A 21,198-nucleotide genomic window follows, 5' to 3' on the forward strand; every position below is an offset into this window, starting at 1 on the left:
CCCAAAAGTAGCTATGGCAAAAATATTCTGTATCGCAAATCAAAAAGGTGGCGTTGGCAAGACCACGACCGCTGTTAATTTGGCCGCGGGCTTGGCTGGACTGCAACAGCGGGTTTTGTTGGTTGATCTAGACCCTCAGGGTAATGCCACTATGGGTTCAGGCGTAGAAAAAGCAGACTTAAATACGAGTGTTTACCAAGTATTAATTGGTATGGCATCAGTCAAAGAATGTGCGCAGCGCTGTGAAAGCTCTGGGTATGACGTACTACCCGCTAATCGTGATTTGGCTGGTGCCGAAATTGAATTGGTTGATATTGATGCGCGTGAATCCCGCTTAAAAGATGCGCTTGCACAAGTCGCCAATAACTACGATTTTATTTTGATCGATTGTCCGCCGGCATTGTCATTGCTCACACTTAATGGATTGTGTGCGGCTAACGGTGTGATTGTTCCAATGCAATGTGAATATTTTGCGTTGGAGGGTTTGTCGGATTTGGTGAACACTATTAAACAAGTGCACGCGAATTTGAATCCAGATTTAGTCATTATTGGTTTATTGCGCGTCATGTTTGATGCGCGCATGACCTTGCAACAACAAGTATCGGATCAGCTCCTTGAGCACTTTGGTGACAAAGTATTTAAGACGATTATTCCGCGCAATGTTCGACTCGCCGAAGCCCCTTCTTACGGACTTCCTGGCGTAGCTTTCGATAAATCATCGCGTGGTGCAAAAGCCTATTTAGAGTTTGGCGCCGAAATGGTTGAGCGCATCAAACATATGTAATCCGCAGAAAGAAAAAATAAAGATCATGGTTGCTATTAAGAAAAAAGGTTTGGGTAGAGGGCTTGAAGCCTTGCTTGGAGAAAAGACTCAGCAAGCAAGCTCTTCTACTGATATCAATCGTTTGCCGCTAACCGCTTTGCAAGCAGGAAAATATCAGCCGCGTCAAAAAATGGAAGCGGGTGCGCTCCAAGAGCTGGCAGAAAGTATTCGTGAACAAGGTGTGATGCAGCCTTTGTTGGTGCGTTTAGTTTCGCCGGGCAAGTATGAAATTATTGCGGGTGAAAGACGCTTTCGCGCGGCAACGATTGCAGGCTTAAAAGAAGTTCCTGTTTTAGTTTCTGGAGCCAATGACCAAGCTGCCGCTGCAATGGCTTTAGTAGAAAACATGCAGCGTGAGGATTTAAACCCTCTTGAAGAGTCACAGGGTTTAGCTAGATTGATTGAAGAGTTTGGTTTTACGCATGAGCAAGCAGCAAAGGCGGTAGGCAAATCTCGCAGTGCTATTACCAATTTATTGCGTCTTGCTCAGCTAGCAAAGCCGGTTCAGGCCATGCTTCTGGCTGGCGACATAGATATGGGCCATGCCCGAGCGCTCTTGCCCCTGCCAGGCTCTAGCCAGGTTGCTTTAGCCCAAAGAATCGCCGCGCAGGGACTATCAGTTCGTGAGGCAGAGCGTATGACAGCCGCTTTAGTGATTGCGGGCGGTCAAATAGGCGATAAAAAAGCGAAAAGTAAGCCCGGTAGCTCTTCACTAAGCCCAGATCCAGATATGCAGCGCTTGACTCAAGAAATAGCAGATTTGATCGGTTTAAGTGCTCAATTTAAGCTCAAAGGTAAGGGTGGGGAGCTCATACTCCGCTTTAGCCAATTTGATGAGCTTGATTCGCTATTTAAAAAGTTGGGCATTGAGTCTTAAGTTAAGCAGAAAAATGTACCCAAATCCTTTGACATATTGCAGTGCAAACATTAAACTTTCGTGGCTAAATTGATTCCTCAAAAAAATCACTTTTCCGAGTTAAATGAATGGGATAAGCCCGAAGAAGTTATTCGGGTCTACAGCAAAGAAGAGATTGTTGCGCTGCAGCAAAGCGATGCAACAAAGTACCGCGCCCTTTCACCTTGGAAAGTTGTTTTGGCCCAAGTGTTGATTACGGCTATCAGCATGGTGTTTTGGTCAATTTTTGGGGAGCCGGTAGGGGTAAGCCTTTATACTCAGTCGGCCTTTTTAGGTGGTTTAATTAGCGTCTTGCCCTCAGCCTTATTTATTACAAGACTAGAGGTAGCAAAAAAATCGCAACGATTGAATCCAGGAAGATTTTTAGCGGCATTGGTTTCTGGTGAATTTATCAAAATCGCCGTGACATTGATGTTGTTTGTAGGGATTGGGTATTGCGTCCCTGGCGTGCTTTGGGTCCCTTTGTTGGTGACTTACCTGCTTGCCTTGAAGTGTGTATGGCTAGAGAGGCTGTGGCACTAAGTAGTAACTATTGAGATTGAAACAAAGGACTAGTTAAGAGATGTCTAGCGAAGTAAAACAAGCCCATGAGGCAGCAGAACAAATGACGCCAACCGCGTACATTTCTGAGCATTTACAAAATCTCACCAGCACTGGTGAGCATCAAACATCCATTATTGATTTCAGCGTTATTAATTTAGATACTATTTTTTGGGCCTCTTTAATGGGCTTCATTGCTGTATTTATTTTGTTAATCGCAGCACGACGTGCTACCCCTGGTGTTCCAGGACGCTTCCAATGTTTAGTAGAAATGATTGTTGAGATGGTTGACACTCAAGCGAAGAGCATTGTTCACGGCAACCGTACATTTATTGCGCCACTCGCGCTCTTCGTATTTTTCTGGATCATCCTTTTAAATACGCTCGACTTAATTCCGGTTGATTGGGTTTTGGGCGTTAATCACTTCATCGAAGGTTTTGGTGTGCATGTCCCACACCACAGATTGGTTCCAACAACTGATTTGAATGCCACCATGGGCATGTCACTTTCTGTATTACTTTTGGTTTTCTTTTACAGCTTCAAAGTAAAAGGTGTGGGTGGTTTTTTGCACGAGCTCATTTCTGCCCCATTTGGCGCAAAGTGGTACTTGGCTCCATTTAACCTTGCATTGAACATCATTGAGTATTTAGCAAAAGGCGTTTCTTTAGGAATGCGACTTTTTGGAAATATGTACGCTGGTGAGCTGGTCTTCTTGTTGATCGCTTTGCTTGGTAGCGTATGGACCTTTAATTTAGATTTATCCCTGTTCGGATTGGTGGGCCACGTTATTGCTGGATCAGCTTGGGCCATCTTCCACATTTTGGTAATTTTGTTGCAAGCTTTTATTTTCATGATGTTGACCTTGGTCTACATCGGGCAAGCACATAGCCATCACTAAGATTTCATTTTTAACCTACCTCTTTTAACTTCAGGAGTCAGCAACATGCAAGCATTTTTAGCAACTATTCAAGGTTCAACAGCTATCTGTATCGGCATCATCATCGGCCTCGGCGCGATTGGTGCTTGTTTGGGTATCGCATTGATGGGCGGTAAGTACATTGAAGCTTGTGCACGTCAACCAGAATTGATGGAGCCGCTCCAAACTAAGATGTTCCTTTTGGCTGGTTTGATTGACGCTGCGTTCTTGATCGGCGTTGGTGTTGCAATGTTGTTTGCTTTCGCAAACCCACTGCTCGCAGTTATCAAGTAATTGTTTTGGCGTGGATGACCAACGGGTCATCCAACTGTTCTCAACAATACTGAAAGGAATATCGTGAATCTGAACGCGACCCTATTCGCGCAAATGATCGTTTTCTTCGTTTTATGGTGGGTTGTTGCACGCTTTGTGTGGCCTCCACTCGTTAAGGCGTTAGATGAGCGTTCAAGCAAAATTGCTGACGGCTTAGCAGCTGCTGAGCGTGGCAAGGCAGCGCTTGCACAAGCAAACAATGCAGCCGAAGAAGAATTAACTAAAGCGCGCCAAGAAGGTGTTCAACGCGTAGCTGAAGCAGAAAAACGTGCACAAATGTCAGCCGAAGAAATTCGCGCTAACGCACAAGCTGAAGCCGCTCGAATCATTTCTCAAGCGAAGCAAGATGCTGATCAACAAGTTACACGTGCGCGTGAAGTATTGCGTGCTGAAGTTGCCCTTCTTGCTGTTAAAGGTGCTGAGCAAATTTTGCGTCGTGAAGTTGATGCAAAAGCGCATAGTCAATTACTTGATCAATTAAAGGCAGAACTTTGATATGGCTGATTTAGCCACTATTGCACGTCCTTATGCTGAAGCGCTTTTTCAAAGCGCTAAACCAGCTGAGCTAGCCGGTTGTTTGGAGCAGTTAAATGAATTGGCACAGCTTGCTGCCCTGCCTGAAGTTGCTGCTTTATCAAATAATCCAAAAGTTTCAGCGGATGATTTAAGCAAGCTGCTTTCTGGCATGGTGAAAACCAAGCTGGATCCTAAGGTTGCTAGCTTTCTAAATCTCGTGAATCAAAACCACCGCTTGGCTGCGGTTCCTGAAATTGCACATCAATTTGAGGCAATGAAGAACCAGAGCGAAGGTGCAGCAGAAGTAATGATTACCAGCGCATTCCCTTTAGAGGGCTCTGCACTAAATGATTTGTTGTCAAGTTTGAAGAAGCGCTTTGGGGGTAAAGAATTGCGCCCAACTATTCAAGTTGATCCGGGGTTGATTGGCGGTGTCCGCATTCAAGTCGGCGATGAAGTAATGGATAGTTCTGTAAAAGCACAGTTAGCTCAAATGCAAGCAAGTCTTGGCGCATAAGTTATCCCTATTAAGAACATACGAAATAAGACCCAGGAGTAAGTAATGCAACTCAACCCTTCCGAGATCAGCGAACTGATCAAAAGCCGAATTAGCGAATTGGGCGTTGACTCCCAAGTTCGTAACGAAGGCACTGTAATTTCAGTGACCGACGGTATTTGCCGCGTACATGGTTTGTCTGGTGTGATGCAGGGCGAAATGTTGGAGTTTCCTAACAACACTATCGGCCTCGCTTTGAACCTCGAGCGTGATTCTGTTGGTGCTGTGGTGTTGGGTGAGTACACCCACATTAAAGAAGGCGACCCAGTGAAATGTACTGGCCGCATTTTGGAAGTTCCAGTTGGCCCAGAGTTGCTCGGCCGCGTTGTAAACGCGCTTGGCCAACCAATTGATGGCAAAGGCCCAATCAACACTAAGTTAACTGACTTTATTGAAAAAGTTGCTCCTGGCGTTATCGCACGTCAATCTGTTAGCCAGCCAGTTCAAACTGGTTTGAAAGCGATTGATGCAATGGTTCCAATTGGCCGTGGTCAGCGTGAGTTGATCATTGGTGACCGCCAAACCGGTAAGACAGCAGTTGCGGTTGACGCGATCATTAACCAAAAAGGTAAAGGCGTTTACTGCGTTTACGTGGCGATCGGTCAAAAGGCTTCTACTATTGCTAACGTTGTTCGCAAGCTCACCGAATTGGGCGCGATGGAGTACACCGTAGTTGTTGCAGCGAGTGCTTCAGAGTCTGCAGCAATGCAGTATCTTTCTGCATATGCTGGTTGCACTATGGGTGAATACTTCCGCGATCGCGGCGAAGACGCTTTGATTGTTTACGATGACTTGACCAAGCAAGCGGTTGCTTATCGTCAAATCTCCTTGTTGCTCCGCCGCCCACCAGGCCGTGAAGCTTATCCTGGCGACGTGTTCTACCTCCACTCACGCTTGCTCGAGCGCGCTGCCCGTGTAAATGCTGACTATGTTGAGAAGTTCACTAACGGCGCAGTAAAAGGTAAGACTGGTTCTTTGACAGCATTGCCAATAATTGAAACTCAAGCCGGTGACGTTTCTGCATTCGTTCCAACCAACGTGATTTCGATTACTGACGGTCAGATCTTCTTAGAAACTGACCTGTTCAACGCTGGTGTGCGTCCTGCGATTAACGCTGGTATTTCTGTTTCCCGCGTTGGTGGTGCTGCACAAACTAAAGTGATTAAGAAATTGTCCGGCGGTATTCGTACCGACTTGGCGCAATATCGTGAATTGGCAGCGTTTGCTCAGTTTGCATCTGATCTTGACGAAGCAACCCGCAAGCAGCTCGAGCGTGGTCGCCGCGTTACTGAATTGTGTAAGCAAGCCCAATACAAGCCACTTCAAGTTTGGGAAATGGCTGCATCTTTGTACGCTGTTAACAACGGCTACTTTGATGACCTCGAAGTGAAGAATGTATTGGCCTTCGAAAAGGGCTTGCAAGATCATTTGAAATCTAAATATGCTGACTTAGTTGGCCGCATTGAAGAAACCAAAGATTTGAGCAAAGAAGACGAAGCCGCCTTGCGCGCTGCGATTGAGGACTACAAGCGTTCAGCAGCCTTCTAAGGACGCATAGAAATCATGGCCGGCACAAAAGAGATACGATCAAAGATCAAGAGCGTGCAAAACACGCGCAAGATCACGAAGGCAATGGAGATGGTCGCCGCATCTAAGATGCGCCGCGCCCAGGAGCGCATGCGTAATGCGCGTCCATATGCTGAAAAAATTCGTGAAATTGTTGCCAATCTTTCTAAAGCAAATCCTGAGTACCGCCCTGCTTACATGGTTACTCGTGAAGTGAAGAGAGTTGGCACCATCTTGGTTACGACAGACAAAGGTTTGTGCGGTGGTTTGAATACCAACGTGCTACGTTTGATTGCTAACCAAGTGCGCGATTTGCAAGAAAAAAATATTGGTATTGAGTACACCGCAATTGGTTCAAAAGGCCTGCAATTTTTGAATCGTTCAAAAGCAAAACTCATTTCTCAAACAATTCAAATCGGCGACACGCCTCATTTGGATGTTTTGATTGGTGCTATTACTGCCCAATTGGAAGCGTTTGAAAAAGGCGAGATTGATGCGGTTTATTTGGCATATACCCGCTTTGTAAATGCAATGAAACAAGAGCCTGTTTTAGAAAAGCTTTTGCCTTTAGAGCCAGCTGCTTTGACTCCAGAAGACAAATCAGGCCCATCTTGGGACTACATTTACGAGCCAGACGCTGAGTCCATTTTGAATGGCTTGTTAAAGCGTTATGTTGAAGCAATGATTTATCAAGCTGTTGCTGAAAATATGGCTTCTGAGCAATCTGCACGTATGGTCTCAATGAAGGCCGCCTCAGATAACGCGAAGAATGTGATCGGCGAATTGCAATTGGATTACAACAAGACACGACAAGCTGCTATTACCAAAGAGTTGTCAGAAATTGTTGGTGGAGCGGCTGCGGTTTAAGCGGTCAGCATTTAGGAATACGAAAGAATTTACGGAATTAAAAGCGGAGAAAGCGATGAGTAACGGAAATATCGTGCAATGTATCGGTCCAGTGGTGGACATTCAGTTCCCACGCGACAAAATGCCAAACATTTATGATGCGTTGACATTAGTTGAAAGCGGTGAAAAATCATTTGCTGAAAAAGGTTTGACCTTTGAAGTTCAGCAACAAATCGGTGACGGTGTAGTTCGCGCGATTGCCATGGGCGCAAGCGATGGCTTACGTCGCGGCATGGAAGTTAAATCTACTGGTAAACCAATCTCGGTTCCAGTGGGTCCAGCAACTTTGGGCCGCATTATGGACGTTTTGGGTCGCCCAATTGACGACGCAGGTCCAATTGCTACTGAAGAGCGTCGCGCTATTCACCAGCCAGCCCCAAAGTTTGACGAGCTCTCCCCTTCCGTTGACTTGTTAGAAACCGGTATTAAGGTTATTGACTTAGTTTGTCCGTTTGCTAAAGGCGGTAAGGTTGGCTTGTTCGGTGGTGCGGGTGTTGGTAAGACCGTGAACATGATGGAATTGATTAACAACATCGCTAAGCAACACTCTGGTTTGTCTGTGTTCGCCGGTGTAGGTGAGCGTACTCGTGAAGGTAATGACTTCTACCACGAGATGAAAGAATCTAACGTTATCGACAAAGTAGCGATGGTGTTTGGTCAGATGAATGAGCCTCCTGGCAACCGTTTGCGCGTTGCGTTGACTGGTTTGACAATGGCTGAAGCATTCCGTGACGAAGGCCGTGATATTTTGTTCTTCGTTGACAACATCTACCGCTACACATTGGCAGGTACTGAAGTGTCTGCGTTGCTCGGTCGTATGCCTTCTGCGGTGGGTTACCAACCTACTTTGGCTGAAGAGATGGGTAAGTTGCAAGAGCGTATTACTTCTACAAAGACTGGTTCTGTTACTTCTATTCAGGCCGTTTACGTTCCTGCCGATGACTTAACCGATCCATCACCGGCAACCACCTTCTTGCACTTAGACTCCACAGTTGTGTTGTCACGTGACATCGCTGCATTGGGTATTTACCCAGCGGTTGATCCATTGGATTCAACCAGCCGTCAGCTTGACCCACAAGTGGTTGGTCAAGAGCACTATGAAGTGGCTCGTGCTGTACAGATGACATTGCAACGTTACAAAGAATTGCGCGATATTATTGCGATTTTGGGTATGGACGAATTGTCTCCAGAAGACAAGTTGGCTGTGGCTCGTGCTCGTAAGATTCAGCGTTTCTTGTCCCAGCCTTTCCACGTTGCTGAGGTGTTTACTGGTTCACCAGGTAAATACGTTCCATTGAAAGAAACCATCCGCGGCTTCAAGATGATTGTGAGCGGTGAATTGGATCACTTGCCCGAGCAAGCGTTCTACATGGTGGGTTCAATTGATGAAGCCATCGAGAAAGCTAAGAAGCTTTAATCGAACTCATCTAGGGAAATTATGTCAAGCATACATGTCGACGTAGTAAGCGCTGAGCGCAACATTTTCAGCGGTGAAGCCAAATTTGTTGCGCTTCCCGGTGAGAGTGGTGAGCTCGGTATCTTGCCTGGCCACATTCCATTGATTACACGCATTCGTCCAGGCTCAGTTCGTATTGAAAAGTCTGATGGCGATGAAGAGTTTGTATTCGTGGCGGGTGGCTATATTGAAGTTCAGCCTGATCATGTCACCGTGTTGGCAGATACTGCAATTCGTGGCCATGATCTAGATGAAGCTAAGGCAATTGAAGCAAAGAAACGCGCCGAAGAAGCAATGCAAAATCGTGGCACTGACTTTGATATGGCATTGGCTCAATCCGAGTTCGCAATGGCTGCAGCACAATTGGCGGCAATTGCACGTTTCCGTCGTAAAAAGTAAAAGCCGGTCATCTCCTTGTTGTTAAATGATCGGTTTTTAAAAGCTTGTCTAGGCGAAGCGGTAGATCAAACACCGCTTTGGCTCATGCGTCAAGCTGGCCGATATCTACCTGAATACAACGCAACCCGAGCTAAAGCTGGAAGCTTCTTGGGTCTTGCAAAGAATCCTGCGTACGCTACAGAAGTAACCCTTCAGCCCTTGGATCGTTATCCACTAGACGCGGCTATCTTATTCTCGGATATTTTGACCATCCCTGATGCCATGGGGTTGGGTTTGAAATTTACTGCTGGCGAAGGTCCAAGTTTTGATCACCCTCTTCGAGATGAGGCGGCTGTTCAGAAATTGCGCCCTGCGGATATGGGTGAACTCAGATATGTATTTGATGCGGTCGCAGAAATTCGTAAAGCGCTCATACAGGATGGCAAGCAACGAGTACCGCTGATCGGGTTCTCTGGAAGTCCTTGGACATTAGCCTGCTACATGATTGATGGTTCAAGTTCTGACGATTTTCGCCATGCTAAAACCATGATGTTTAGTCGCCCTGATTTGTTGCAGCATATTTTGGATATTAACGCCCAATCGGTTGCTTCCTACTTAACAGAACAGGTAAAAGCGGGCGCTCAAGCTCTGATGATTTTTGATACTTGGGGTGGCATGCTTCCAGATGGTTGGTATCAAAAAATGTCTTTAGCCTCAATGCAAAAAGTGATTACTTTATTGCCACGAGAGCATGAAGGTAGAAAAATTCCGGTCATTATGTTTACTAAAGGCGGCGCAATTTGGTTAAACGATATGGCTCAAATTGGCGCAGATGTCATTGCTATGGACTGGACTATGTCGCTTAGTCGTGCTCGCAAACAACTACTTGCCTTAAATAAGCCCTTGGCATTGCAAGGCAATTTAGACCCATTAATTCTGTTCTCAAAACCTTCAGATATCGCCAAACAGGCAAGCATGCTTCTGGATGATTTGGCGAGTGCGCCCGCCTTAAAGCCTGGCTTAAACCCTTTAGATGGGCATGTATTTAATTTAGGCCATGGGATTTCTCAATTTACCCCCCCAGAAAGCGTCACTGCATTAGCTGAAGCAGTTATAAATCACTCTAGGGCTATAAGATCAAAGCAATAAAACTAAGTGATTGCTAACTTGCGCTGAAAATTTTAGGCAAAAGTTATGCACAGTTTTGGTTAAAAATGAAAATTCAGTGAGATTCCGATTAAAGGTGAACTTTAACTTTCGGAAAATGTTTTAAATAATTGATTTATATAGTTATTTAGTAATATCACTTAAAAATAGTGTTTGGGTGGATTGCTGGTAAATTAGCTTATAAATTAGAGTTCTTGGATGATATCCACAGACTTATCCACAAGCAAAATAGAAAAAACGAAGTAGATCATGGCCCCACCTATCGTGGTTCAAGTAGTTGTTGATAAGCCCTTGGCCCAGGGTTTTGACTATTTGTGGGATCAGGCTAGGTTGCTTGTATACCCTGAGATTGGTCAGATTGTTGAGGTTCCTTTCGGCCGCTCAACGCTTGTAGGAATAGTAATAAAAGTAAGCACTTACTCATATTACGATATCGACAAGTTAAAGCCTGTATTGCAGTTAGCCCCATTGCCGCCGATTGATTCTGCAGCGCTAAGACTCCTAAATTTTGCAAGCCAGTATTACATTCATGGGCTTGGCGAAACCATTATTCCGATGATTCCACAAATGTGGAAAAAGCCGTCAAGTTGGGAAAAAATTGAGGAAAAACGGAATTCTACTGAGCTCAAAAAAATAAAGAAAAAGAAAGATGAAGGGCCCATGCAAAGCGAGGGCTATATCAGCGAAGAACAGCTAAATGAGGCACAAGAGCAAGCACTAAAAAATTTACGCGCTAGAAGTGATGCAAAAGAGTTTAACGTCTCTCTTCTTCAGGGACAAACCGGAAGCGGCAAGACTGCAGTATTTTTAAACTGGCTTAGAACAGTTCTTGATGTTGAGAATTCACAGGCACTTATTTTAGTGCCAGAGATCAATCTAACCCCACAGTTAGAGCGTAGAGTGCGGGCATATTTTCCAGATAAAAATTTGGTTGTGCTGCATAGTGGCATTAGTGAAAAAAAACGTGGGCTTGCTTGGTATGAAGCTATCACTGGAAAAGCACAAATTGTTTTGGGAACACGATTGGCAGCCTTAACGCCAATGCCCAATCTTCGGGTTATTGTGGTTGATGAAGAGCATGACCCTTCTTACAAACAACAAGACGGCATTCGTTACTCGGCTAGAGATCTTGCGGTATGGAGAGCTCATGATTTGAAAATTCCAATACTGCTTTCATCGGCAACCCCCTCTCTAGAAACTTGGATAGCAGCTACATCAGGGCGTTACCAATATCTCCGATTAGATCAGCGCGCGCAAGGAGCGAGCTTGCCGAAAGTGCATTTAATCAATACGCGAGATCCGCAAAATCTATTTAGCCCTGGTGATGCAGATAAGCCCGTAGCAAAGATTTCATTAAGTAAGCCCCTTGTCAATGCTATTAACAAGAATCTGCAAAACAGTAAGCAATGTCTAGTATTAATTAATCGAAGGGGATATGCACCAGTACTCAGTTGCAGCGCATGCTTATGGCTATCAAAATGTCAGCAATGTAGCTCATACATGGTGATGCATAAGGCCGGCGCATTGGGTCGCAAGCCTGTATTAAGGTGCCATCATTGCGGTTTGGTCAAGCCTATCCCGACTCATTGTCCCGATTGCGGTAATGCAGATTTAAAAACTCTCGGGCAAGGCACCCAAAAACTAGAAGACTCTATTGAAGAGGTTTGGCCGAGCGCAAGAGTTCTTCGTGTAGATACGGATTCCAGCCGAAAGAGCAGAGGCGCAGAAGATCTTTTTAAAGAAATTCATGAGGGAAATGTAGATATTGTTGTTGGTACGCAAATGATTGCCAAGGGGCATGACTATCAAAATATCGGTTTGGTTGCAGTTTTAGATGCTGATAGTCGCCTGTTCTCGCAAGACTTTCGGGCGGCAGAAAGACTGTTTGCACAGTTGGTGCAGGTTGCAGGTCGAGCTGGAAGGTCGAGTAAGGATGGCGAGCAAAGTGGCGATATTTATATCGAGACTCAATTTCCTGAGGCAGCGGTATTTCAATATCTACTGCGCCATGATGTCGATGGCTTTTTATCTCACATTGCCAATGAAAGAGATGAGGCTAAATTACCCCCCTTTTCTTACCAAGGCATGGTGCATGCAGAAGCAAAGAGTTTGGATAAAGCGATTCATTTTCTCAATGCTCTCAAGGGACGCTTAAAGTCTCAAGGCCTTATTTATAAGGGGTTGCGCGTCTATGACCCAGTCCCCAAAAGCATGGTGCGGGTTGCAGGTGTAGAGAGAGCTCAGCTCGTGCTTGAGTCCGATGATCGTAGGCGGTTACAGGATGTGCTTGAAGCTATTGATCGAGATATGCGTGAAAGCTCACAGGGACGAATTAGCAAGAACGAGAAAGTTCGTTGGTTGATTGAACGCGATCCTATTTCCATTTAACGCTTTAAGCCCCTGGCCCAGACTCGTACTGCTCTAGATTCATGAGTTGTTCGAGATCTGCATTAAGACTGCTATCCGATTCAGGTTTAATTTTGAACAACCAAACACTATAAGGCTTTTCGTTTACCAATTCTGGTGAAGCATCTATCTCTGCGTTGAGTGCCACAATTTCACCACTCACTGGTGCATGAATATCGCTTGCTGCCTTGACGGACTCGATCACTGCAATCGCTTCACCCTGTTTGACTTGTTGACCAAGCTTAGGCGCTTGAAAGAGCATCACGTCACCCAATGCTTCTTGAGCATGATTACTTATACCAACCCAAACTAAGCCATCACTTTCTAGGTCGGCCTATTCATGGGTTTCTGCAAATTTAAATGTATCTTGGGTATTCATTGTTTATCCTTTGAGAATATTTTATGCTGAGTCCCCTGAACTAGGTTTTTATACATTACTTATACATGCCGATTAAATTAGGAATTGTTCCCGTAACGCCTTTTGAGCAAAACTGCTCAATTTTGGTTTGCCAAGAAACTGGGGACGCTGCCATCGTTGACCCTGGCGGCGATATCGACAAGATCCTTGATGGCGTTAAGCAAATGGGCGGGAATGTAAAAAAGATTTTGCTGACACATGGGCACCTAGACCATTGTGCGGCTGCCAAAGATTTAGCTGACCAGTTGAACATTCCGATTGAGGGGCCGCAAGAGGATGAGCGCTTTTGGATTGATCAGCTGCCCGAGCAAACTGTGCGCTTTGGTTTTGGTCATGCCAAAACATTTGAGCACAATCGTTGATTAAATGATGGTGATCATGTTCAAGTTGGCAAGGTTGATCTGGAGGTGTTCCATTGCCCAGGTCACACGCCGGGACACGTTATCTTTTTTGATAAAGATGATCGCTTAGCGATAGTGGGCGATGTTTTGTTTGCAGGCTCAATTGGTCGAACAGATTTCCCTCGAGGCAATCATGCAGATTTAATCAATGCGATTAAAACGAAGCTTTGGCCATTAGGTGACGATGTGCAGTTTGTGCCTGGTCACGGACCAATGTCAACGTTCGGAAAGGAACGCAAGACCAATCCCTATGTTGGGGATGGCGCTTAAAACAGTAAAGCTAAAGTTTTAGGTTTTTGCAGAACCGGTACGGTGTGTACGGTTGTATAGGCAGCTAGCGCAAATCCAGCGTTGCTTGCGATTACTTGTTGGAATCCATGTGCCGCCCTCAAGTCGTTTTTCACGGCTGCAGGAAGAGCAAAATTTGAGGCTCTGAGAGCTGTCTTGGGTAGCGGCTGGAGTTGAAGTGGTCATGGGCAATCCGGGTAAGGCAAAACTTTGTACAGAGATCTATTTTAACCGTTTTGTCCTGCTGGGATTGGGGTTAAGACAACTCGGACAGAATCAGCCGTTTTATTGCCATCAAAGTCCAACCAAGCCTTATTCTCAAAATCATAGAGCTTGCACTTTCGTGCAGTGTCGAAATACCAGGACCAAGAGAACTTTTGAATAAAAATGCGCTCTGGAAGGATGGTTTCGAGGGTTTTTTGGGCCTCTGGAAGGCGATAGAGAGGTACGCTCATGTCGACGTGGTGAGCAGTATGCTCCATGATGTGGTGCATTAGGGCGCCCCAAATCCAGTTAAAAGTCAGGTGAACCGTAGTTTATACAAAAGGTTGGTCGCGTAACCATTCCGATTTTTTGTCGTACCAAGACACTGATGGGTGAGTGTGGTGAACATAGACCACAAATCCAATCATGCCGTTCCAAAATAGGAATGGCACCGCAAAGCCAGTGATTAAACCTACCCAAATTGATTGACCGGTGGCGATGGCACCAGCAATAAGGCAACCAATCCAAATAATTGCAAATGCAGTAACGAGCAAATTGTCTTTTAAGAAGATCGGACGATCACCCGGCTTGTTTTGGGCATTTGGGAAGTACTCACGTCTCCACCAAATTTCAATTAAGTAGTAGAAAACAGGACCCCAGCCGCTACGATAGAGGCGCTCTAAAGTCTTACGAAATGGGGATAGCGCGTCGTACTCAGATTTTGAGAGTGGTGCCCAAACAAAGTCGAAACCTTTTAAATTTGTTTGGCCATGGTGAACGACGTTATGACCAACATCCCACAAGCTGTATGGAGTAAGTGAAGGCAAGAATGCAATTCTTCCTAGTACTTTATTGAGTTCACGATTTGGGGTGAAACTTTGATGGCAGGCATCGTGACCCAAAATAAAAATACGACCAGTTACAAATCCTGCAACGACTCCAAAAACGACTTTAAGCAGAATGCTCTCAACAAATACTGTGCCGGCAATGCAGCCCAGCCACAAAAGGGAGTCAATGATGAGCAATAAAATTGCGCGGCCTGTTTCGCCTTGTGCCATTGGGATTAGCCAGCTGCGAATAATTTTGCGGTGCGGTAATGGCGCCTCTGGAGGCAAAGGATTTATCAGAGAAGGCTCTGAAAGGGCTGAATTTAGATGTGTAGACACGATAAGAATCAATAAGTTAGATGCAAATGATAGCGGTTTTCGTGATTTTTTGCATGATTTAGGTCAAAAACCCCCTCTGTTTTGGCGCGCCCGGCAGGAATCGAACCTGCGACCCTTGGCTTCGGAGGCCAATACTCTATCCACTGAGCTACGGGCGCCGGGAAAACTGGTAACCGCCCTATTGTAAGTGCCTATACCCCTACTCTCTAGTTATAATCGCTGCAAAACAACCCTAAAACCCGTCAAACGATAAATTCTTATGAGCAACGAGCACGGAAATCTGATTAAGTCCCCAAAACAACTCATCATCATGGTGTTTGCAAGCTTTTTTGTGCCCTTGATCATCATTTTGCTATTGATGGTATTTGTAAACAATGGGAAGCGCACCGATGCTGCAGCTTCTGCAGAGCAAATCATTAAGCCGGTGGCAAAGTTAAATCTTCAAGATGCAAACACATCAAAAAATACTCAGGAGAGTAAGTAAGTCTGAATTGCTCCTAGCAGTTGCAAATGATTAAAGCTGGCTTTACGCCAGCTTTTTTATTTTCCTGTTTCGTCCTCTTTTGCATCCAAGGCAATTTGGTAGGCATCTTTTTTTGCTAGGCCTAACACTTGTGCAAGTACAGTGGCGATTTCTTTGCTACCTAAGTATGGGCTTAGTGCATTGGCCCAGCGAATCAGGGAGGCATGCTCTGGGGCCTCATTAGCACTGGCTTGGCGCCCAGCGATGAGAATAACAAATTCGCCCTTAAGGCTTTCAGTATTTTCAAGCCAAGCGGGAATATTCTGCGCTTGAATGGAAACAAGTTGTTCGAATTTTTTAGTCAGTTCGCGACAGATGAAAACTTGCCGATCATTTTCTAAGGCATTAGAGAGCAAGAGCAGTGTCTCGCGAATATTGTGTGGCGACTCAAAAAAAATGCTGGTTTTTTTACTGCTACCTATATCTTGCAAGAGGGCATCACGCTCTTTGCTTTTGTGTGGCCAGAATCCTAGAAATTGAAATTGCCCATCAGAGTTAAGCATGACGGATCCAGCAACTGAGACCGCGCACGATACAGAGCTAGCACCGGGGACCGGAATCACTCGCATACCTGCTTTTTGCACTTCATCTACTAGGCGAGCGCCTGGGTCTGATACGCCGGGTGTGCCGGCATCGGAGATATACGCCCAACGTTCATTGTTTGCCAAATGCTGAATGACTGTTTGCGCACTACCAAGCTCGTTGTGCGCATGTAAGGCCATACATTTTTTATGAATACCAAATTGTTGCAATAGTGCGGCGCTGTGCCGCGTATCTTCGCAGGCAATGCCATCCATCGCGTTGAGTACGTGTAGTGCGCGTAAGGTGATATCACCCAAATTACCAATAGGTGTGGCAACCATATACAGGGCACCAGCAGGCAAATCTTGTTGCTTTAAAAAGTCTAATGAGCCTAGTTCCATGAGGATATTGTCTGCTGAAGGTTTATCAATAAGCAAGAGAATACGTTGCTTTTGAGTTAAGCTGATCGCATCGGAATTTAGACCTTCTTTGGCGCATAATATTGCTATGGATAAAGATACTCTTGAACGTTTGCGTAAACGCGCATCTCAACACTTTTTAGACAGCATTGCAGTTAAGCAAGAGGCTGAAAAGGTTCTCCCTGAATCAGTTGCACAAGGCGTACTGGCAATGGTGGATTGTTTAAAGTCTGGCGGTAAGGTCATGGCCTGCGGCAATGGTGGTTCTGCAGCAGATGCACAACATTTCGCCGCAGAATTAATTGGGCGTTTTGAGCGAGAGCGGCAAGAGCTGGCCGCTATTGCATTAACCACAGACAGCTCGATCTTGACTGCTGTTGGTAACGATTACAGTTATGACGAAGTGTTTAGCAAGCAGGTGCGTGGCCTAGGTAAAAAAGGTGACATTCTGTTAGGCATCTCTACTTCTGGCAATTCAAAGAATGTCATCAAAGCAATTGAAGCGGCAAAAAAGATCGGCATCAAAATTATTGCGCTCACTGGAAATGGTGGCGGTAAGATTGCGAGCCTTTTGGATAAAGACGATATTCACTTGTGCGCCCCTTCAACACGCACTGCTCGCATTCAAGAAACCCATTTAGTTCTATTACATGGTTTATGTGATGGTGTTGATCACGTATTACTCGATTAATGTTTATCCAACAGTAAAGATACTTAAATGCAAATTCAATTCTTCGGTAAATTAGTCATTGCTTTGGTTATTGCGACACAACTATCAGCTTGTGGAGTCCTTGCGGTGGGCGGAGTCGCAGCTGGTGCGAGCATCATGGCCGATAGACGTACGCCAGGCGTACAAGCTATCGACAACGGAATTGAATTAGAGGCAAATGCTGCCCTTGCGAAAAAGTTTGGCGATAGCGCCCACATCAATGTCACGTCTTTCAATCAAAAAGTTTTGTTAACTGGCGAAGTGAAAGATGCTGATATTAAGGGTGAGGCCGGGGCATATGTAAAGGCCATGAAGAATGCGCGTAGCGTATTCAATGAATTGGTAATTGGCCCAAACAGCACATACACTGCACGCGCCAATGATTCCTATCTTGAGTCAAAGATAAAAACACAAATGATTTTTACAGATAAGTTGCCATCTAATTCAATGACAATTGTTGCAGAGGGAACTAGCATATACCTCATGGGTATCTTGACGCAGAATGAAGCGGATCTGGCCAAGAAAGTTGCCAGCAATACTAATGGCGTGAAAGATGTTTATGTTTACTTTGACATCATTTCAGAACAAGAAAAAAATCGTCTAGAAAAACAAGGCAAGGCTGATCAAACGCAGCCAAGTTCGCCTCCAAAATTCCAATAAATTTTTTCTAAGTTTGTGATGTGCATGAGGCGAGCAATTGCAAAAATAATTTTTTTATTTACAGTGCTTGCATATTTCATTCCAGCTGCACAAGCAAACGAAGAGGATCAAAAAGCATTTGCGCTTGCTAAGCAAAATGCATGCTTAGGGTGTCATGCTATAGATAAAAAAATTGTTGGCCCAAGCTTTCAAATGATTGCGCAAAAATATAAAAGCGATTCAAATGCGCAAGCATTTTTGAAAAATAAAATTGCTAAGGGCGGTGCAGGCTCATGGGGCGTTGTTCCAATGCCTGCAAACGCAAAATTAAGCGCGACCGATTTAACGCTACTTACAAGTTGGATACTGCGCGGAGCTCCGCAGCAAAACTAAAAAAGAAATGTTGCGCACATTAACGTGCGTGACCAGGCCTTCCCAGAAACCACCACCAAGCTTGATTAGCAAGCTTCAAGTTTTCTTTCAGCGCGTAATCAAAATCTGCCCATTGCTCATTTGCAGCTTCAGCAACAATGCTGCTGGGGTTTGCTGGAGGTAATTTGAGATATGCATCAGCATCGCCATAGGCGTATTCAACCGTCATACCTGCTTTTTGTGCCAAATGCATCATGGCCTTGTTGTTGGCAAGACAGTGAACATAAAGCGTTTGAATGTTGCTATTGCGTGAATGCACTGCAGAACGCTGTAGCAGCGCAGTGCCAAGGCCCTGCGCCCTACCCTTAGGTAACACAGACACACCAAACTCAGCAGCACGCGCCTGACCATTGATTTCTGGCAAATAAGCTAAATGCGCTACGCCAATGAGTTTTAAGTCGGCGTCAAATACGCCAAATACGGTATCTCTATTGAAATCAAGGCCTTCAACGTAATGATGAATGACTTCATCAGGAGTTTGGGTGCCAAAGCGTAGGCGACGATCCTCTTCGCCAAGTTGCAATAGGTGGTTCAGAATTTCTGACCTATGTCCCGAATGAAGTTCGCGCACAGGAACAGCATGCCCAGCCAAATAGGGCTTGGAAGGTGAGTGATTGTTCGCTCTTTTATTGTGCATAGCAATATTTTAACAGAATACAAGGAAAATTTCAGGGTTTTCCCTAGGGTGTGGCGAATATGCAAATAAAGCATCAAAAATGCAGATCTAGTCACGCCACCTTTCCAAAAAAAGCGCCAAATCAAGAAAATTTTCAAAAAAATTAAATTTTTTTTCGACTTTTATGTCTATGATTTCATTGAACTAATTTTTAAAGTCAGAAAAATCTTCACATAATTTAGGAAAAAGAGTGGGAAAGGTGTTGACAACCCTATTCGGGTATGTCATAGTCTCGCTTCTTCGCTGAATGTTTTTGAAAAACGATTCAGCCCTCTTTAAAAATTAGTCAACCGATAATTGTGGGTACTAAGTGAAAGCATCCAGTCCTTCGGGACAGATGTAAATAAATAGTACTCATAGACAGTAAAGATTTGGTTTTTTTACCAAGTCGATTTCTTGAATGAGTGCGACGATCCGCAAGGATCACAGGAATTGAACTGAAGAGTTTGATCCTGGCTCAGATTGAACGCTGGCGGCATGCCTTACACATGCAAGTCGAACGGCAGCACGGGTGCTTGCACCTGGTGGCGAGTGGCGAACGGGTGAGTAATACATCGGAACGTACCTTATCGTGGGGGATAACGCAGCGAAAGCTGTGCTAATACCGCATACGCCCTGAGGGGGAAAGCGGGGGATCGAAAGACCTCGCGCGATTAGAGCGGCCGATGCCTGATTAGCTTGTTGGTGGGGTAAAAGCCCACCAAGGCGACGATCAGTAGCTGGTCTGAGAGGACGATCAGCCACACTGGGACTGAGACACGGCCCAGACTCCTACGGGAGGCAGCAGTGGGGAATTTTGGACAATGGGGGCAACCCTGATCCAGCAATGCCGCGTGAGTGAAGAAGGCCTTCGGGTTGTAAAGCTCTTTTGTCAGGGAAGAAACACCGGCTCTAACACAGTCCGGGAATGACGGTACCTGAAGAATAAGCACCGGCTAACTACGTGCCAGCAGCCGCGGTAATACGTAGGGTGCGAGCGTTAATCGGAATTACTGGGCGTAAAGCGTGCGCAGGCGGTTATACAAGACAGGCGTGAAATCCCCGGGCTTAACCTGGGAATGGCGCCTGTGACTGTATAGCTAGAGTGTGTCAGAGGGGGGTAGAATTCCACGTGTAGCAGTGAAATGCGTAGATATGTGGAGGAATACCAATGGCGAAGGCAGCCCCCTGGGATAACACTGACGCTCATGCACGAAAGCGTGGGGAGCAAACAGGATTAGATACCCTGGTAGTCCACGCCCTAAACGATGCTGACTAGTTGTTCGGGATTTACATCCTGAGTAACGTAGCTAACGCGTGAAGTCAGCCGCCTGGGGAGTACGGTCGCAAGATTAAAACTCAAAGGAATTGACGGGGACCCGCACAAGCGGTGGATGATGTGGATTAATTCGATGCAACGCGAAAAACCTTACCTACCCTTGACATGTCACTAACGAAGTAGAGATACATTAGGTGCTCGTAAGAGAAAGTGAACACAGGTGCTGCATGGCTGTCGTCAGCTCGTGTCGTGAGATGTTGGGTTAAGTCCCGCAACGAGCGCAACCCTTGTCTTTAGTTGCTACGCAAGAGCACTCTAAAGAGACTGCCGGTGACAAACCGGAGGAAGGTGGGGATGACGTCAAGTCCTCATGGCCCTTATGGGTAGGGCTTCACACGTCATACAATGGTGCATACAGAGGGTTGCCAACCCGCGAGGGGGAGCTAATCTCAGAAAATGCATCGTAGTCCGGATCGTAGTCTGCAACTCGACTACGTGAAGCTGGAATCGCTAGTAATCGCGGATCAGAATGTCGCGGTGAATACGTTCCCGGGTCTTGTACACACCGCCCGTCATACCATGGGAGTGGGTTTTGCCAGAAGCCGTTAGCCTAACCGCAAGGGGGGCGACTGCCACGGCAGGGTTCATGACTGGGGTAAAGTCGTAACAAGGTAGCCGTATCGGAAGGTGCGGCTGGATCACCTCCTTTCTAGAGAAAAGATGCTGGAGCTATAGTGCCCACACTTATCGGTTGACAATAAAAGCCACGGGTCTGTAGCTCAGCTGGTTAGAGCACTGTGTTGATAACGCAGGGGTCGTAGGTTCAAGTCCTACCAGACCCACCATCAGCAGCAGTGATATGGACTTAGTGGACGTTGGGGGATTAGCTCAGCTGGGAGAGCACCTGCTTTGCAAGCAGGGGGTCGTCGGTTCGATCCCGTCATCCTCCACCAACATCTAAATGTCAAAACTAAGCGATTTAACGATTGTTTAGTTTTGCCATTTATGGCTGTTCTTTAAAAATTTGAGTAAGCAAAGTGTCAAATGTTTCTTTGAGAGGACAT

General features: G+C 45.6%; 20 protein-coding genes, 3 tRNA genes, 1 rRNA gene and 3 pseudogenes. 21 read left to right on the forward strand and 6 right to left on the reverse strand.

Annotated elements, in window-relative coordinates:
* Window positions 1-13: 13 nt before the first annotated feature.
* The 13 genes from ICV38_RS00070 (at window position 14) to priA (ending at window position 12,461) form a co-directional block, all read left to right on the forward strand.
* Window positions 14-784 carry a ParA family protein gene (locus tag ICV38_RS00070; RefSeq protein ID WP_215381623.1) on the forward strand — a complete coding sequence of 257 codons (771 nt, stop codon included), beginning with the start codon at window positions 14-16 and terminating at the stop codon, window positions 782-784.
* Window positions 785-809: 25 nt separating this feature from the next.
* Window positions 810-1,700 (forward strand): ParB/RepB/Spo0J family partition protein, encoded by an 891-nt coding sequence (locus tag ICV38_RS00075; protein ID WP_215381626.1) that lies wholly within the window; start codon window positions 810-812, stop codon window positions 1,698-1,700.
* Window positions 1,701-1,760: 60 nt separating this feature from the next.
* Window positions 1,761-2,261, forward strand: a complete 501-nt coding sequence (locus ICV38_RS00080) for an ATP synthase subunit I (protein WP_251368156.1) — start codon at window positions 1,761-1,763, stop codon at window positions 2,259-2,261.
* Window positions 2,262-2,301: 40 nt separating this feature from the next.
* Window positions 2,302-3,177, forward strand: coding sequence for a F0F1 ATP synthase subunit A (gene atpB, locus ICV38_RS00085; protein WP_215381628.1), 876 nt, complete (start codon window positions 2,302-2,304; stop codon window positions 3,175-3,177).
* A 45-nt stretch (window positions 3,178-3,222) separates the two neighbouring features.
* Window positions 3,223-3,489 (forward strand): F0F1 ATP synthase subunit C, encoded by a 267-nt coding sequence (atpE, locus tag ICV38_RS00090; protein WP_011901869.1) that lies wholly within the window; start codon window positions 3,223-3,225, stop codon window positions 3,487-3,489.
* A gap of 63 nt (window positions 3,490-3,552) precedes the next feature.
* Window positions 3,553-4,023, forward strand: a complete 471-nt coding sequence (locus ICV38_RS00095; RefSeq protein ID WP_215381630.1) for a F0F1 ATP synthase subunit B — start codon at window positions 3,553-3,555, stop codon at window positions 4,021-4,023.
* Between the two features lies 1 nt (window position 4,024).
* Window positions 4,025-4,561: a F0F1 ATP synthase subunit delta gene (locus tag ICV38_RS00100; protein WP_215381631.1), complete on the forward strand. Its 537-nt coding sequence runs from the start codon at window positions 4,025-4,027 to the stop codon at window positions 4,559-4,561.
* 45 nt (window positions 4,562-4,606) lie between these two features.
* A complete protein-coding gene (gene atpA / locus ICV38_RS00105) occupies window positions 4,607-6,148 on the forward strand; it encodes a F0F1 ATP synthase subunit alpha (protein WP_215381634.1) in 1,542 nt (513 codons plus the stop codon).
* A 15-nt stretch (window positions 6,149-6,163) separates the two neighbouring features.
* Entirely contained in the window at window positions 6,164-7,033 is an 870-nt protein-coding gene (gene atpG, locus ICV38_RS00110; RefSeq protein WP_215381637.1) for a F0F1 ATP synthase subunit gamma, read from the forward strand.
* A gap of 55 nt (window positions 7,034-7,088) precedes the next feature.
* A complete protein-coding gene (gene atpD, locus ICV38_RS00115) occupies window positions 7,089-8,489 on the forward strand; it encodes a F0F1 ATP synthase subunit beta (protein ID WP_215381639.1) in 1,401 nt (466 codons plus the stop codon).
* Window positions 8,490-8,510: 21 nt separating this feature from the next.
* Window positions 8,511-8,927: a F0F1 ATP synthase subunit epsilon gene (locus tag ICV38_RS00120; protein WP_215381642.1), complete on the forward strand. Its 417-nt coding sequence runs from the start codon at window positions 8,511-8,513 to the stop codon at window positions 8,925-8,927.
* A 9-nt stretch (window positions 8,928-8,936) separates the two neighbouring features.
* On the forward strand, window positions 8,937-10,055 hold the full coding sequence (hemE, locus tag ICV38_RS00125; RefSeq protein ID WP_215382655.1) for a uroporphyrinogen decarboxylase: 1,119 nt from the start codon (window positions 8,937-8,939) through the stop codon (window positions 10,053-10,055).
* A 267-nt stretch (window positions 10,056-10,322) separates the two neighbouring features.
* On the forward strand, window positions 10,323-12,461 hold the full coding sequence (gene priA, locus ICV38_RS00130) for a primosomal protein N' (RefSeq protein ID WP_215381651.1): 2,139 nt from the start codon (window positions 10,323-10,325) through the stop codon (window positions 12,459-12,461).
* 4 nt (window positions 12,462-12,465) lie between these two features.
* On the opposite strand, the pseudogene gcvH reads toward priA, so the two are convergent.
* Window positions 12,466-12,858, reverse strand: a pseudogene (gene gcvH, locus ICV38_RS00135) (glycine cleavage system protein GcvH).
* A gap of 71 nt (window positions 12,859-12,929) precedes the next feature.
* Here gcvH and ICV38_RS00140 point away from each other — a divergent pair.
* Window positions 12,930-13,568: pseudogene (locus tag ICV38_RS00140) on the forward strand (MBL fold metallo-hydrolase).
* Between the two features lie 18 nt (window positions 13,569-13,586).
* On the opposite strand, the gene ICV38_RS00145 reads toward ICV38_RS00140, so the two are convergent.
* The 3 genes and pseudogenes from ICV38_RS00145 to ICV38_RS00155 all read right to left on the reverse strand — a co-directional run bounded on the left by ICV38_RS00145 (window position 13,587) and on the right by ICV38_RS00155 (window position 15,114).
* Window positions 13,587-13,772: a hypothetical protein gene (locus ICV38_RS00145; RefSeq protein WP_143070006.1), complete on the reverse strand. Its 186-nt coding sequence runs from the start codon at window positions 13,770-13,772 to the stop codon at window positions 13,587-13,589.
* A gap of 41 nt (window positions 13,773-13,813) precedes the next feature.
* Window positions 13,814-14,965: pseudogene (locus tag ICV38_RS00150) on the reverse strand (fatty acid desaturase).
* A gap of 73 nt (window positions 14,966-15,038) precedes the next feature.
* Window positions 15,039-15,114: transfer RNA gene (locus tag ICV38_RS00155), tRNA-Arg, on the reverse strand.
* A 101-nt stretch (window positions 15,115-15,215) separates the two neighbouring features.
* Here ICV38_RS00155 and ICV38_RS00160 point away from each other — a divergent pair.
* Window positions 15,216-15,440, forward strand: coding sequence for a hypothetical protein (locus ICV38_RS00160; RefSeq protein ID WP_251368157.1), 225 nt, complete (start codon window positions 15,216-15,218; stop codon window positions 15,438-15,440).
* Between the two features lie 56 nt (window positions 15,441-15,496).
* Here ICV38_RS00160 and rsmI read toward each other — a convergent pair whose 3' ends face one another.
* A complete protein-coding gene (gene rsmI, locus ICV38_RS00165) occupies window positions 15,497-16,402 on the reverse strand; it encodes a 16S rRNA (cytidine(1402)-2'-O)-methyltransferase (RefSeq protein WP_215381654.1) in 906 nt (301 codons plus the stop codon).
* Window positions 16,403-16,508: 106 nt separating this feature from the next.
* Between rsmI and ICV38_RS00170 the strand changes: the two genes are divergently transcribed.
* The 3 genes from ICV38_RS00170 to ICV38_RS00180 are packed head-to-tail and all read left to right on the forward strand — an operon-like array spanning window position 16,509 to window position 18,161.
* Window positions 16,509-17,111 (forward strand): phosphoheptose isomerase, encoded by a 603-nt coding sequence (locus ICV38_RS00170; protein WP_215381656.1) that lies wholly within the window; start codon window positions 16,509-16,511, stop codon window positions 17,109-17,111.
* A gap of 27 nt (window positions 17,112-17,138) precedes the next feature.
* Window positions 17,139-17,789 carry a BON domain-containing protein gene (locus ICV38_RS00175; protein ID WP_215381659.1) on the forward strand — a complete coding sequence of 217 codons (651 nt, stop codon included), beginning with the start codon at window positions 17,139-17,141 and terminating at the stop codon, window positions 17,787-17,789.
* A 24-nt stretch (window positions 17,790-17,813) separates the two neighbouring features.
* Complete coding sequence (locus tag ICV38_RS00180) at window positions 17,814-18,161, forward strand: c-type cytochrome (RefSeq protein ID WP_251368158.1); 348 nt, start codon at window positions 17,814-17,816, stop codon at window positions 18,159-18,161.
* A 19-nt stretch (window positions 18,162-18,180) separates the two neighbouring features.
* On the opposite strand, the gene ICV38_RS00185 is transcribed toward ICV38_RS00180, so the two are convergent.
* Window positions 18,181-18,837 (reverse strand): GNAT family N-acetyltransferase, encoded by a 657-nt coding sequence (locus ICV38_RS00185; protein ID WP_215381663.1) that lies wholly within the window; start codon window positions 18,835-18,837, stop codon window positions 18,181-18,183.
* A 473-nt stretch (window positions 18,838-19,310) separates the two neighbouring features.
* Between ICV38_RS00185 and ICV38_RS00190 the strand changes: the two genes are divergently transcribed.
* The 3 genes from ICV38_RS00190 (at window position 19,311) to ICV38_RS00200 (ending at window position 21,087) form a co-directional block, all read left to right on the forward strand.
* A 16S ribosomal RNA gene (locus ICV38_RS00190) occupies window positions 19,311-20,843 on the forward strand.
* Between the two features lie 59 nt (window positions 20,844-20,902).
* A tRNA-Ile gene (locus ICV38_RS00195) sits at window positions 20,903-20,979 on the forward strand.
* Window positions 20,980-21,011: 32 nt separating this feature from the next.
* Window positions 21,012-21,087, forward strand: a tRNA-Ala gene (locus ICV38_RS00200).
* Window positions 21,088-21,198: the final 111 nt, after the last annotated feature.

Origin of the sequence: Polynucleobacter sp. MG-6-Vaara-E2, from assembly GCF_018687695.1 — a bacterium.
Classification (GTDB): Bacteria; Pseudomonadota; Gammaproteobacteria; order Burkholderiales; family Burkholderiaceae; genus Polynucleobacter.

Coding starts and splice junctions, on each gene's coding strand:
- ICV38_RS00070 (WP_215381623.1), top strand. CDS start 14: ATGGCAAAAATATTCTGTATCGCAAATCAAAAAGGTGGCGTTGGCAAG.
- ICV38_RS00075 (WP_215381626.1), top strand. CDS start 810: ATGGTTGCTATTAAGAAAAAAGGTTTGGGTAGAGGGCTTGAAGCCTTG.
- atpB (WP_215381628.1), top strand. CDS start 2,302: ATGTCTAGCGAAGTAAAACAAGCCCATGAGGCAGCAGAACAAATGACG.
- atpE (WP_011901869.1), top strand. CDS start 3,223: ATGCAAGCATTTTTAGCAACTATTCAAGGTTCAACAGCTATCTGTATC.
- ICV38_RS00100 (WP_215381631.1), top strand. CDS start 4,025: ATGGCTGATTTAGCCACTATTGCACGTCCTTATGCTGAAGCGCTTTTT.
- atpA (WP_215381634.1), top strand. CDS start 4,607: ATGCAACTCAACCCTTCCGAGATCAGCGAACTGATCAAAAGCCGAATT.
- atpG (WP_215381637.1), top strand. CDS start 6,164: ATGGCCGGCACAAAAGAGATACGATCAAAGATCAAGAGCGTGCAAAAC.
- atpD (WP_215381639.1), top strand. CDS start 7,089: ATGAGTAACGGAAATATCGTGCAATGTATCGGTCCAGTGGTGGACATT.
- ICV38_RS00120 (WP_215381642.1), top strand. CDS start 8,511: ATGTCAAGCATACATGTCGACGTAGTAAGCGCTGAGCGCAACATTTTC.
- priA (WP_215381651.1), top strand. CDS start 10,323: ATGGCCCCACCTATCGTGGTTCAAGTAGTTGTTGATAAGCCCTTGGCC.
- ICV38_RS00145 (WP_143070006.1), bottom strand. CDS start 13,772: ATGACCACTTCAACTCCAGCCGCTACCCAAGACAGCTCTCAGAGCCTC.
- ICV38_RS00160 (WP_251368157.1), top strand. CDS start 15,216: ATGAGCAACGAGCACGGAAATCTGATTAAGTCCCCAAAACAACTCATC.
- rsmI (WP_215381654.1), bottom strand. CDS start 16,402: ATGGAACTAGGCTCATTAGACTTTTTAAAGCAACAAGATTTGCCTGCT.
- ICV38_RS00170 (WP_215381656.1), top strand. CDS start 16,509: ATGGATAAAGATACTCTTGAACGTTTGCGTAAACGCGCATCTCAACAC.
- ICV38_RS00175 (WP_215381659.1), top strand. CDS start 17,139: ATGCAAATTCAATTCTTCGGTAAATTAGTCATTGCTTTGGTTATTGCG.
- ICV38_RS00180 (WP_251368158.1), top strand. CDS start 17,814: ATGAGGCGAGCAATTGCAAAAATAATTTTTTTATTTACAGTGCTTGCA.
- ICV38_RS00185 (WP_215381663.1), bottom strand. CDS start 18,837: ATGCACAATAAAAGAGCGAACAATCACTCACCTTCCAAGCCCTATTTG.